This is a genomic window from Thermanaerothrix solaris (assembly GCF_032334255.1).
GTDB classification, from domain to species: domain Bacteria; phylum Chloroflexota; class Anaerolineae; order Anaerolineales; family Anaerolineaceae; genus Thermanaerothrix; species Thermanaerothrix solaris.
Genome location: NZ_JAUHMF010000001.1, coordinates 142,990 through 155,727 on the forward strand (window position 1 = coordinate 142,990; position 12,738 = coordinate 155,727).

Genomic DNA, 12,738 nt, shown 5'->3' on the forward strand with positions numbered 1-12,738 from the left:
GGGAAGGGGTATTTTACTTGGAAGATGTCAGGAGTGGTTTAGTACTCTTCCTCTTCATCATCCAGCCACTCTTCTTCCTCTTCTTCTAAATCTTCCAGGTCTTCCCATTCTTCCTCGAGTTCTTCCTCTTCCCATTCTTCCTCTACCGGAGTTTCGGTAGTGGGAGAGTAAGTCATGCATCCCGAGTCTGGATCAAGTTCAATGAGTGCCGCGCTGCAGTATCCATCATCCAGGAATGCGCAATCAATGTAATGGCAGCGAATCTTGGGCATGTATTTTTTCCTCCTCTATAGTGTTGCCCTTTATGCCTTGAACAGTCGGGTAGTTGCGATGATGAATAATAACCCCATAACGATTGCCGAAAGCAGGCAGAACGGGCAAATCGCTTTTATAATCGCAAATTCCAGGTAAGTCAAGTAACCTGAATAACCTGTTCCGGCTAAAGTTAAACCGAATAACGCCAGATTGGCAAGTTCCTTTCCCGAAGGATACCGCCATCCAATCCCAAGTACCAATAAAATGGTCAAGTAAGCTGCAACACCTAGCGCAGCGACAGGGATGCCCATGATCTCGGCGTAGCGACTGTTATTGACGATGTCACAATTCCCGATTCCTGGCAGACATAAGGCCTCAGTATGGCTAATCTTGATCCAGGTAAGGTAAAGTGAGTCTATTAATCCGATAAGGGCGAGAACAAGGATAAAAAGGCCTGAACGCTTCAAGGTTGCCCCTCTATATCAAAGAATCATCCAAAGGCCAGATATCTACCTCGTGGCCCGTGGGCAAGGATTTTACACCTGCCGGGACGATAAGTAAAGCATTTGCTTGGCTCAATCCAAACAAGTTCCCGGATCCCTGGTGTCCAGTGAGGCGAGCCAAACGCTGCCCATTCGTATAACTTACAATCGCTCGCAGATAACTCTCGCGCCCGTCGGACTCGATTGGGTGTTCGAGAATTGCTTTGAGACGAAGAGGCGGAACGAATGGAAGCCCTGCTAGGCGATATATAGCAGGGCGAACAAACACCCAAAACCCAACGAAGGCAGATACCGGATTACCGGGCAGAGAAAGGATAGGCATCTCATGATATCGCCCAAACAGAATGGGTTTCCCGGGGCGCATGTTCACTCGCCAGAGATGGCGTTCGCCTTCCTGCTCGATTAGGTGACGCACGACATCAAATACCCCAACGCTGACCCCGCCTGAGGTAAGAACAAGATCAACATTGTTGCGACGTGCGGTATCCAGGGCTGAACGGACGTTGTCTAGTGTATCGGTGACGATGCCTAAGTCTATGACCTCACCACCCGCTTGCTCAATCAGCATTTTTAACATCAGGCGATTAGAGTCGTAAATTTTTCCCGGGATAGGTGCTGTGCCAAGGGGAATGAGTTCGTCACCGGTGGAAAAAATGCCAAGCCGTGGCTGGCGATAGACCTCAATGTGGGAGATTCCCAATGCTGCCAGAAGACCGATATCCTGGGGGCGTAAACGATGCCCAGGTTCAAAGACAGGGTGACCACGAAGAATATCCTGCCCGCGAGGACGAACGTTATCACCGGGGTTCACTGGGTTAAAGACTTGCACGGAATAGGGGGGCTGGGTGGCTTTGTCATGGAATGACAGATTGGTGTTCTCTATTGGCACCACGGCGTCGGCGCCATTTGGCAAAGGGGCGCCCGTCATGATGCGGGCGGCATGCCCCGGCGGAAGTGTAAAGTGGGGCGAGAACCCGGCAGGGATATCAGCGAACACCTTCAATTCAATCGGATGTAATTGAGAAGCCCCTTTGACATCCAAGGCTCGAACGGCAAAGCCATCTACACTACTGTTAGTAAAGGGAGGAAGGTCAGAGGGTGCAAGAATGGGCGTTGCCAATACTCGCCGAAAGGCTTGCTCCAAGGATATGGTTTCGACAGGGAGAGGACTGAGTTGTGATAGGATGTAATGACGAACCTCATCTACCGATAATAAGGTGCTCACGCCTTAATCCTCCAGAATTGGATAGGTATACTATTCGATCAGGCGGCGCGCTTCCATGATATTGGGAAGATTCTCAATACGATTGAGAACACGACTTAGATGAACAATGTCTCTAATTTCGATGATGGCGCGAATAGATGCAAGATTGTGGGTGACGCGGGTGCTTAGGTTCAAGACATTGGCCTTCTCGTCGCCAAAAATCTTGGAAATGTCGCTGAGTAGCCCCTGGCGATCATAGGCCTTAATTTCGATCGTCACCGGGTAGGTGCGTTGCGTCTCGCCCCAAGTTACCTTAACAATTCGCTCCCGTTCCTGTATGCGTAGGAAGTTCGGACAATCACGACGATGCACTGTAACACCCCGCCCGCGGGTAATATAACCCATGATTTCATCGCCGGGCAGGGGCTTGCAACAGCGAGCAAAGTTAATCAGTAGTCCCTTTACGCCCAAGACCGAGATTTCGGCTCCGCCATCGGAAGGCTTGGGTTCACGGCTGGGTACCTGAACCAGCAGAGGGTCTTTTTTAGGGGCAATATCGCTAATGCGGTTAATCACTCGTCCCAGGGGAATATCGCCACACCCGATGGCTACATAAAGATCATCTGCATTGCGGAAGTCAAACGATTGGGCTAGATTTTCAATGTCTACGTCTTTGATGCCCAAGCGGGTGAGTTCTTTCTCCAGCATTGCCCGCCCCTGGTGGATGTTCTGCTCACGATCTTGGTGCTTGAACCAGGCGCGGATTTTGGAGATAGCCCGCTGGGTTTTGACTAACCCCAGAGCGGGGTTCAACCAGTCGCGGCTGGGGCCTCCCTGTTTGGCGGTAAGGATTTCGACTTGATCACCAGTTTTTAGGGTGTAATCCAACGAGACCAGCTTCCCGTTGACCTTTGCTCCACGGCAGCGGTGGCCGATTTCGGTGTGAATGTAGTAAGCGAAGTCAATGGGTGTAGAACCAGCCGGTAAGTCCACAATATCGCCCCGCGGCGTGAATACGTATACCCGATCCTGGAAGATATCGCTCTTAAGCCCATCCACAAATTCTTGGGCATCCATGACTTCCTGGCGCCACTCGCTCAGAGTCTTGCGTAGCCAGTTAATGCGCTGCTCGTAAAGTTCATCGCGAGGACTACGTTCTTTATAGCGCCAGTGGGCAGCAATACCATACTCCGCGTTCTGATGCATTTCGTAGGTGCGAATCTGGACTTCAAGCGGTTTACCATCATCATAGATGACCGCGGTGTGGAGAGATTGGTAGAAGTTATCTTTAGGGGCGGCGATGTAGTCATCAAACTCTTGGGGAATGGGGCGCCAGTGTCCATGGATAACGCCCAGGGCGGCGTAGCAAGTGGCTTTATCTTCGACCAGCAAGCGCACCCCACGCAAGTCGCGCACCATGTCAAAGGTTTTGCCACGATCTACCATCTTGCGGTAGATCGAATAAATGTGTTTGGGACGCCCGGTGACTTCGGCTTTTATTCCGTTTTCCTCAAGCACCTTTTTCAGGCGAACGATAATCTGCTGGATCTCGCGTTCGCGATCCTCGCGCCGCTCGGCCAGTTTTTCAGCGATCTCGCGATATTTTTCTGGATTGACATAGCGAAACGCCAGATCCTCCAGTTCCCATTTGATCTGCCAAATCCCCAGGCGGTTGGCGAGCGGAGCAAAGATATCCAGCGTCTGTTGCGCAATGCGGCGACGTTCCTCCTCTGGTAAGTAGCCCAGGGTGCGCATGTTATGCAGACGATCTGCCAGTTTTATCAGCACAATGCGAATATCGTCCCCCATTGCCAGAAAAACTTTGCGCAGCGTCTCGTTCGTCAAATCGCTCTTCTTAGGGCGGGGGTAAGTGCTGATATCCGCCGTGGTTTCACCATCGCGGGTGGGTTTCTCATCGGGTGAGATGCGAGGAAGATTAGAGAGTTTGGTTACACCATCTACCAGGTGCGCGACTTCATCACCGAATTCTCGCCGGAGGTCTTCAAGTGTGACATGGGTATCTTCAACCGTATCATGGAGCAGTGCGGCTATGATCATGACCGGCGGTACCTGTAATTCGGCCAAGATGGCGGCAACTTCTACACAGTGCGTGATATAGGGTTCCCCTGAGGCGCGCTTTTGGCCCCGATGGGCTTCTTCGGCGAAGCGATAGGCCCGCATTATGAGTTCACGTTCCACTAACGTGTAACTCTGTGGCAGTCGTTCCATCAGGGACTCAATTTTCATATCTAATTCTTCCGCACCCATTGTTCTACCGATCATACCTTTAATCGCCTGTTCTAAAAGTAAGGTCTAAATTTTCGTACCAATTCGATTTTTGATCTGCGTGATAGTATACTCCATACAAGATCAAAAGCAAGAGAGTCATCCGTAAGACATATAATTTGTTCAGACCTGAGCGTTATCTTTAGACTGACTTGAGATTTTTGTGTGTTAAAATCTACGCCGTTATGTGATTTTTTTTTCGGAGGGACTTATGAAACGGATTGCAGTACTGACAAGTGGGGGGGATGCGCCGGGGATGAATGCGGCGATCCGAGCGGTAGTGCGAACTGGGATATACCGCGGTTGGGAAGTCTATGGGGTACAGTTGGGTTACCAAGGTCTAATTGACGGTAAGGTGATCCCGCTAACTGCGCGAGATGTGGGTGGAATTATCCAACGCGGGGGCACCATCCTTGGCAGTGCGCGGTCACTGGAATTTAAGACCAAAGCGGGACAACTTAAAGCGATCCGGACGCTAAATCAACATGGCATTGAAGCGCTGGTTGTCATTGGTGGTAACGGCTCTCAAACCGGATCGTATGCGCTGCACAGTTTGGGATTTCCGGTGGTAGGGGTAGCCTCGACCATTGATAATGATCTCTATGGTTCAGATATTACCATTGGAGTGGATACCGCCCTCAACATTGCTCTGGAAGCCATTGACCGATTAAAGACAACCGCATCTTCGCATCAGCGGGCGTTTCTGGTTGAAGTGATGGGAAGAGACTGCGGCTATCTGGCGCTGATGTCGGCCATTGCCGGAGGCGCTGAAGCGGTGGTGATACCCGAGGTGGAAGTGGATCCAGAGGAAATTGCTCAGCGCCTGATTCGCGCTTATGAACGTGGTAAAGCGCATGCGTTGGTTGTGGTGGCCGAAGGTGCGCGTTACAACGCGGAAGGTTTGGCCGAATACTTCAAGCAACATCATGAGCGCTTGGGTTTTGACTTGCGGGTGACCATTCTTGGCCATGTGCAACGCGGAGGCAATCCAAGCGCCTATGATCGCATACTCGCCAGCCGCTTGGGGGCTGCAGCCACCGAAGCCATTGAACGAGGTGAGACGGGAGTATTGGTGGGATTAATTCGCGGCGAAGTGACAACAACCCCACTCGAAGAGGTGGTCAATAATAAAAAGCCAATTGACCTGCGCTTGTTTGAACTGGCTAAAGTGTTAGATTAGCAAAATCGGGCGCCGTTTTCCAGGCGCCCGATTTAGTTCACTGCGTGGTAGAAACGTAACGCGACCGTGCACTTTGGCGTAAGTAGGCTTCAATTAAGCCATCAAGGTCACCATCCAACACGGCTTGCGTGTTACCCACTTCATAATCTGTACGATGATCCTTAACCATTTGATACGGATGGAGAACGTAGGAACGAATTTGATTACCCCATTCGGCTTTTTTGTACTCGCCTTTCAGTTCCGCCAATTTACGCTCTTGTTCCTCTTGTTTTAACGCCGCTAATCGAGCGCGCAAGACGCGCATTGCATTCTCGCGGTTTTGTAATTGGGAACGTTCATTCTGACACGATACCACAATGCCGGTTGGCAGGTGAGTAATTCGGACGGCTGTGGCGTTTTTCTGAACATTCTGTCCGCCAGCGCTGGACGAGCGGAAAATATCGATACGTAGGTCATTGGGGTTAATGACGATTTCCTCACTGTCTGAGGCAATCTCCGGTAGGACTTCAACCAGAGCAAATGAGGTGTGGCGGCGGTGAGCGGCATCAAACGGCGAGAGTCTTACCAGACGGTGAACTCCTTTTTCGGCTTTTAAGTACCCATAGGCATTTCGTCCGGCGATAACCATGGTGACACTTTTAATACCGGCTTCTTCTCCCTCGGAATAATCCAGAATCTCAACCTCGTAGCCATGACGTTCTGCCCATCGCAGATACATACGCTGCAGCATGGCAGCCCAATCTTGGGCATCCACGCCGCCAGCACCAGCATGAATGGCTAAAATGGCATTGCCACGATCGTAAGGACCCGAGAGTAAAATATCCAGTTCGCGCTGTTCGAGGTCATGCTCAATATCTTCGACCTCTTGCTCAATTTCGGTGCGGAGGGATTCGTCCTCAAGTTGTGCCAAGTCTAAAAGGTCTTGAACCCGCAAGGTTAGACGATCCCAGGACTCGAGTTCTTCTTTAACCTCCGCCAGGCGTTTCATGACTTGTTGTGCATGGCTTGGGTCGTCCCAAAGCTTGGGGTCCTCGCTTATTTTTTGCAGGGCTTCGAGGTCGGCACGTTTTTTATCCAAGTCAAAGATGCACCTGTAAATCGTGGATATGTCGTTTTATGTTCTCGAGACGTTCAATCAAATCCTGCATAAAACCCTCCCTAAACTAACCTTCTAAAATTCCTTGGACAAAGGCTTCCGGGTCAAAAATTTCCAAATCGCTTGGGGTTTCTCCTAGCCCGACAAAAAGGATGGGGATACCCAGAACGCTTTGGATGGCAAAAGCCATTCCCCCACGGGCGGAGGAATCGAGTTTAGCCAGAATAATCCCGTTCACATTAACCGCCTCTTTAAAAGCGCGCGCCTGCTGAAGAGCGTTTTGCCCGGTAGTGGCATCTAAAACTAACCATACTGCATGCGGCGCTCCGGGGAGAGCCTTGCCCGCCACGCGGTGGACCTTTTTGAGTTCCTCCATAAGATTATATCGGGTGTGCAGACGTCCGGCTGTATCTATTAAGACGATATCCGTTTTTCGTGCCAGGGCAGCCTGAATACCATCGAACGTGACGGCACCTGGATCGGCATTGGGTTGGCCGGCTACAATCGGGAGATTGAGGCGTTCTGCCCAAACTTGTAACTGATCTACAGCGGCAGCACGAAATGTATCAGCCGCAACCAAAAGAACTTTCTTGTTTTGGTTTCTGAACCATTGAGCCAATTTAGCAATGGTAGTGGTCTTGCCGGAGCCATTGACCCCTACGACAAGGATAACTGCAGGTTGATGCGAGTCAAGGTCCAGGATAGGGGGAGTATCTAAACGTTTAAGCAATTCCTCACGCAAGGCTTGTTTGAGTTCGCCCGCCTTGGTTAATCCTTCCCGCTGCACGCGCTGACGTAAAGACTGCAAAATTTCTTGGGTCGTTTCTACTCCTAGATCAGATTGAAGAAGAAGTGCCTCAAGATCTTCCCAAGTGCTATCGTCAATTTCACTGACACCCAAAAGGGCTGCCAGACGACCAAAGGTGGCTTTGCGTGTGCGTTCAAGTCCTTGTTTCCATTTATTGATCAGGTCAATCATAGCGCGTAGATTATATCACTCCTATGAGTTCGAATTGTGTAATGTGGCCAATTGTCCGCATCCGGCTTGGATATCTATGCCGCGGCGAATACGCACGGTGCAGGGAATACCATGCCGTTCCAACTCTGCCTTAAATGCATTAGCACGCTCGCGAGTGCTTCCTGTCCCGGAGTAGCGGTGGGTTGGATTCAGGGGAATGACATTGACATGGCACAGTAACCCTTTGAGCAATGTTGCCAATTCTCGTGCCGTTTCTACCGAATCGTTCACGCCCTGAATAAGCGCCCATTCAAAGGTAATGCGCCGTCCCGTTTGTGCCACATAATCGCGACAGGCTGCTAAGAGATCTTGAATGGGATATTTACGGTTGATGGGGAGCAGGCTATTTCGTAATTCATCTCGGGTGGCATGCAGGCTGATGGCAAGGTTGACTTGCCGTTTTTCAGCGGCAAAACGCCGAATGGCCGGAACTAAGCCAACTGTGGAAATGGTGAAACGTCTGGCGCCTAGGTTCATGCCCAAAGGATGGTTAAGAATATCTATCGCTTTCATCGTAGCATCGTAATTGTGAAAAGGCTCTCCCATGCCCATGACAACAATATTGGTGACCTCTTCGTTTTCCTGGCGCAGTAGGCGGGCATAATACAGAACTTGTTCCACAATTTCCCCGGGTGAGAGATGGCGCTTAAAACCCATTTGTCCGGTAGCACAGAAAACACAGCCCATCGCACAGCCCACTTGGGTGGAGATGCAGAGCGTATTGCGACGTTCATACCGCATAAGAACGGCTTCAATAGCCAATCCATCAGGTAATTGGAACAGGGTCTTGGTGGTATTGCCGTCGCTAGAGCGCAATGAAGTTACCGGCTTAAGGTACCTGAATGTAAATGCTTCACCCAACTTCTGGCGCAGACTTTTGGGTAAGGTGGTAAATTGATCTGGCGAGGTCCATAGTTGTTGATAAATGCCCCGCCAGATTTGCTCGGCACGGTAGGGAGGTTCACCCCATTCTCGAAGGACAAGGTCCAATTCTGAGAACGAGAGGTCGAGAATAAACCGGCTTGGAGGGTTTAGATCTTTGGCTATCATTTTGCTTTTATACCTAATAGATGGGCAAGAGTGGGTGCGACAAGAACAGGCGGAGGTGACCAGCGACTGGCTTCCTCGGCAGTAGTAACCCCACTTAACACTAAAGCCGCTCGCAGACCTGCCTGTTGAGCCCCCTGAATATCGGTATCTAATCGGTCCCCAACAACCAGCGTTTCATGGGAATCGCAATTCAAACGTTCCAGAGCTACTTGGAACAAAAAAGGAAAAGGTTTGCCAATAATGGTGGGTTGCACATCACTGGCAGCCTCTAGGGCAGCCAATACGGTGCCTGCACCGGGCACCAATCCTTCTGGGCTTGGATAGGTGCGATCAGGATTGGTGCCAATAAAAGGAATTCCTTGGCGAATGAGAAGAGTGGCTTTGCGCAGTTTTTCATAGGTGAGTTGGCGATCCAGGCCAGCGACCACAGCGAGGACTTGCCCATCCTCAACCGGATAAAAACCGTATTCAGCGAGTGCCTTTCGAAGTCCTTCTTCGCCAATTATGTAAACCGGGCCGCCGTGTGGGAATTGCTGATGTAAGTAATATGCTGTGGCATCGGCAGACGTAACGATAAAGTGAGGATCAAATGTGACTCCAAATTTTAGGAGCTTTTGGGCGTATTGCTCAGCCGTACGGGTAGCGTTATTGGTGGCTAAGGCCACGCGCAAGCCTTGTGTTTGGATGGCCTCGAAAATGGCCGGCAGATTCCCAATGGGTTGATCGCCTCGCCAGAGGACACCATCCATGTCGAGGATCAAAGCGCGTACCGGGGGTGTGAGGTTTTGGATCATCGTTCTCTCCGATAGAGCAAGCCGGACAGCAAGGGCTATCCGGCTCGCAGTGGGCTACATAGGTGTAAAGATAACGGCAGAGCAGGTCTGTAATGCCTTACTTTTCCGGAGGTGTCAGCACCTGATCTACAATGCCGTATTCGACAGCCTGATAAGCATCCAGGTAGAAATCGCGCTCGGTATCCCGCTCGATAACTTCTAGCGGCTGTCCGGTGCACTCTGCCAGAATCTGGTTAAGTTGAGATTTGAGGCGAAGGATCTCTCGCGCCTGGATTTCGATATCCGATGCCTGCCCTTGTGCACCACCTAACGGCTGATGCATGTGAATCGTGGCATGAGGCAGGGCGTAGCGCTGACCCTTGGTACCCGCTGCAAGGAGCACGGTGCCAAAAGATGCAGTTACTCCGACCGCCACCGTGCTGATTTTGTTGGGAATCATCTTCATAGTATCATAGATGGCCAAGCCAGCGTAGATCTGTCCACCGGGGGAATTAATATACATCTGGATGCCCTTTTCAGGATCTTCTCGACTCAGATAAAGCAATTGGGCAACGATCAGATTGGCGACCTGGTCATCAATCGGGGTACCCACAAAGATAATCCGCTCTTTGAGCAGGAGCGAATAGATATCATAGGCACGCTCACCCCGCGCCGAGGATTCGATGACCATTGGAATGATTAAGTCAAAGTTATTCAAACTCATAAAATCCCTTCACTTTCCTAATCTTCTAGGTTTCAGACGCTTCGGACGTCTCTGGATTAGATTCTACTGTATTTGGCTCAACTTGGACAGCCTCTGTAGTATCTTCTCTCTCTGGTGATGATTCAGGAGTGGGTGGCTCAACCTTCTCAGAAACAGTTTCAGCGCTTGGGAGGCCTTCATTTTCGGCTTGGGCTGAGATTTGGTCGAGTTGCCCATTTGCAATCGCTTTGAGGCGCTCAATCAGTTCTCCAACCAACTCATTGGTGAGACGACGCTCCAGTTCTGCCGAGATACGGCGATTATCTAGCCGCTTTTGCTCTCGTTTGGGGAGTTGGGAGAGTTCTCCGGCCAGGCTTTCGAGCGCTCGTTGGTAGGATTCTTGCGAGAGTTGAATATTTTCTTGGGCGATAAGTTTGTCAATTAACAGCCGGCGCTCTAAGGCTTTAATCGCTTCAGGGCGTACGGTTTCGTTGACGAACGTTTGAGCGTCTTTGTTTGTGATTCGGAGATAGGAATCGAGGTTAAGGCCGTATTTCTGCAATTCGCTTTCCCATCGGGCTAGCTGGCGCTGGATCTCTTCGTCAATGAGTTGAGGGGGGTACTTGAAGGTGGCTCGTTCGTGAATGCGCGCCAGCATCTTCTCAGCCAGGTCGGCATCTGCCCGTGCGCGTTGATTGGACTCGAGCACGGTGCGGACGCGGGCTCGGAATTCATCCACTGAGTTGAGATCGGTGAAGGTGGACTTCACAAAATCATCGGTAAGCTCGGGGATGTGTAATTCTTTCACACTTTGCACGGTAATTTTGTAAGCCACCTTTTTTCCACGCAGGGTTTCATCTTCCCAATCGGCAGGGTAGTCGTGAACAATAGTGACTTCCTGATCGGCGGTCAAACCAATGAGGTGTTGGGAAAAACCAGGGAAAGGACGTTCTGTTTCAGTCTTTCGGCCCACAATATACTCGGCAGACTCGGGAGCCGAGAATTCAGCCGATTGGTTGTCACTTTCGAGGATCGCCCATTGGTACTTGACGTAAACCACATCACCTTCTTGAACTGGCCGTTCTACGGGTTCGGCTATCGAATTAGCCAATAATACGTTTTCGATGTAGTCTTCAATCTCTTCCTCAGAGACTGTTGGGGTTTCAGATTCAATTCGAATGCTGCGGTAATCACCCAGTTCAACCACTGGCTCTAGGGGTACCGTGAAAGCCAAGCGTAAGGGATCGCGACTTATAATGTCTTCTAGGCGACCCGGTGCACCGGGTGATACTTCGGCTGCAGTGAGGACATTGCCATACTCTTCGTCAACAAGCAATTCAATAGCAAGTTCTTCAACCGCCTCGTTGCCGACCACCCTGCGTACCATCTCTAATGGGGCTTTACCCGGTCGAAATCCGGGGATGCGAACCCTTTCACCCAATTTTTTTGTGGCTTTTCGTTTATAGTTTTCCCAAACCTCGGGCTCGAATTCGGCTACGATGTAAGCCTGATGATCTTCACGCAGTGTTTTTTCGATGATGGTCACCACCTAAGTTATCCTTTCACTCAAGAGTTTTTCGCATTAGTGGGGAAGGCGGGACTCGAACCCGCACGCCTTGCGGCACGTGATCCTAAGTCACGCCTGTCTGCCAATTCCAGCACTTCCCCGCATTTTGGCTTAGTGGGCGATTTTGCCCATTGTAAGCCATATATGGCGGTGCATTTTTGCCACCCGCCACCCGCAAAATGGGCTAATCATGTGCCGTAAAAGCCCATTTTTGCGGTTGTTTTTTTTAAGATTGGGTGTAAATAACCCGTTGACGCTAGCACAATTATAGCGGGTTGTCACAATGTGACAAGGGTAAGTTTTGGGTGTTTTGATCGGATACTACTCATTGCGGCTGTTTTTGGCTGGCTGCCGTTTTTCTCGGAAGCGTCTTATTCTTGCCCGGTTGGAGCAACGGCTGGAGCAATATTCCTGATTGCCATGCTCGACCTTGAAAATCCTTCCGCATTCGGTGCATGAAGCAAGCGGGGTTTTCAGGTTTATGGTTTGTGCTAGTTGATAGTAAATATATTGAAGCAAGTTATCGGGATAAACGACCCAAAGGAAATTACCCGGCGAACCGCTGACGCCGTCCGCTTCGAATGCCGCTTCAGAGATAAGACCGTGAGGAATGTCCGCAAGTTTTTCGTTGATAGTCCATGCTACAAGCACGGAGGCTTGAGCCAATAACTCATCATCATTCTTTGGTACGGCTTCAAACAATTTAGCAAAATCCGAAATATCCCAAATATCACGCAAAAAATGAATATCTCCCCTGCGGATGGCAATCACCATTTGGAACAAAAGCCTTACTGCCGCCGCTTCCGCCAAAATGTCCGTGACTTTTTCAAGCCCTTCAGTACGTTTCAAAAGTCCGTACTGGCCGACAAAAGCGGTAACGTCCTTTGGCGTCCGTAAGCCGGAAAAGTCAAATACCAGATTGGCACATTCGTAAGGCTGATACTCTTCAGGCTGGCTGATGGTGATGTAATCACCTTTCAATGTGGGCTTGCCGCGTGTCCAGGAACGGGGATAAACCAGTTGAGCATGTCCTTGCATGGGAAATCTCCAATTTTTTAAGGTTTATGTAACGGCAAAAAAATGATAACAGATTTTTTTATTGT

General features: G+C 50.4%; 12 protein-coding genes and 1 tRNA gene. 1 reads left to right on the forward strand and 12 read right to left on the reverse strand.

From position 1 onward, the window contains the following. Positions 1 to 38: 38 nt before the first annotated feature. From QYE77_RS00640 to QYE77_RS00655, 4 genes are read right to left on the reverse strand one after another with little or no spacing between them, the layout of a single operon-like run. Positions 39 to 272 carry a hypothetical protein gene (locus QYE77_RS00640; RefSeq protein ID WP_315623260.1) on the reverse strand — a complete coding sequence of 78 codons (234 nt, stop codon included), beginning with the start codon at positions 270 to 272 and terminating at the stop codon, positions 39 to 41. 30 nt (positions 273 to 302) lie between these two features. Continuing rightward, positions 303 to 722: a vitamin K epoxide reductase family protein gene (locus tag QYE77_RS00645; protein WP_315623262.1), complete on the reverse strand. Its 420-nt coding sequence runs from the start codon at positions 720 to 722 to the stop codon at positions 303 to 305. A gap of 10 nt (positions 723 to 732) precedes the next feature. Then, entirely contained in the window at positions 733 to 1,983 is a 1,251-nt protein-coding gene (locus QYE77_RS00650; RefSeq protein ID WP_315623264.1) for a molybdopterin molybdotransferase MoeA, read from the reverse strand. A gap of 30 nt (positions 1,984 to 2,013) precedes the next feature. Further along, a complete protein-coding gene (locus QYE77_RS00655) occupies positions 2,014 to 4,209 on the reverse strand; it encodes a RelA/SpoT family protein (protein ID WP_315623266.1) in 2,196 nt (731 codons plus the stop codon). 250 nt (positions 4,210 to 4,459) lie between these two features. Between QYE77_RS00655 and pfkA the strand changes: the two genes are divergently transcribed. Continuing rightward, on the forward strand, positions 4,460 to 5,428 hold the full coding sequence (pfkA, locus tag QYE77_RS00660) for a 6-phosphofructokinase (RefSeq protein WP_315623268.1): 969 nt from the start codon (positions 4,460 to 4,462) through the stop codon (positions 5,426 to 5,428). A gap of 37 nt (positions 5,429 to 5,465) precedes the next feature. On the opposite strand, the gene prfB is transcribed toward pfkA, so the two are convergent. The 8 genes from prfB to QYE77_RS00700 all read right to left on the reverse strand — a co-directional run bounded on the left by prfB (position 5,466) and on the right by QYE77_RS00700 (position 12,673). Beyond that, positions 5,466 to 6,576, reverse strand: a protein-coding gene (gene prfB / locus QYE77_RS00665) for a peptide chain release factor 2 (protein ID WP_315623270.1) whose coding sequence is annotated in 2 segments (ribosomal slippage) — positions 5,466 to 6,509 and positions 6,511 to 6,576 — 1,110 coding nt in all. Because the reading frame shifts where the segments join, the coding sequence is not laid out codon by codon here. Positions 6,577 to 6,591: 15 nt separating this feature from the next. Further along, positions 6,592 to 7,503 (reverse strand): signal recognition particle-docking protein FtsY, encoded by a 912-nt coding sequence (gene ftsY, locus QYE77_RS00670; protein WP_315623272.1) that lies wholly within the window; start codon positions 7,501 to 7,503, stop codon positions 6,592 to 6,594. Between the two features lie 21 nt (positions 7,504 to 7,524). After that, entirely contained in the window at positions 7,525 to 8,592 is a 1,068-nt protein-coding gene (rlmN, locus tag QYE77_RS00675; RefSeq protein ID WP_315623274.1) for a dual-specificity RNA methyltransferase RlmN, read from the reverse strand. Further along, positions 8,589 to 9,386: an HAD-IIA family hydrolase gene (locus tag QYE77_RS00680; RefSeq protein ID WP_315623276.1), complete on the reverse strand. Its 798-nt coding sequence runs from the start codon at positions 9,384 to 9,386 to the stop codon at positions 8,589 to 8,591. Before QYE77_RS00680 ends, rlmN begins: the two co-directional genes overlap by 4 nt. Positions 9,387 to 9,483: 97 nt before the next feature. Further along, a complete protein-coding gene (locus QYE77_RS00685; RefSeq protein WP_299028337.1) occupies positions 9,484 to 10,089 on the reverse strand; it encodes an ATP-dependent Clp protease proteolytic subunit in 606 nt (201 codons plus the stop codon). A gap of 25 nt (positions 10,090 to 10,114) precedes the next feature. After that, entirely contained in the window at positions 10,115 to 11,617 is a 1,503-nt protein-coding gene (gene tig / locus QYE77_RS00690) for a trigger factor (RefSeq protein ID WP_315623279.1), read from the reverse strand. Between the two features lie 37 nt (positions 11,618 to 11,654). After that, positions 11,655 to 11,736, reverse strand: a tRNA-Leu gene (locus QYE77_RS00695). A gap of 220 nt (positions 11,737 to 11,956) precedes the next feature. Continuing rightward, complete coding sequence (locus QYE77_RS00700; protein ID WP_315623281.1) at positions 11,957 to 12,673, reverse strand: hypothetical protein; 717 nt, start codon at positions 12,671 to 12,673, stop codon at positions 11,957 to 11,959. Between the last annotated feature and the right edge of the window lie 65 nt (positions 12,674 to 12,738).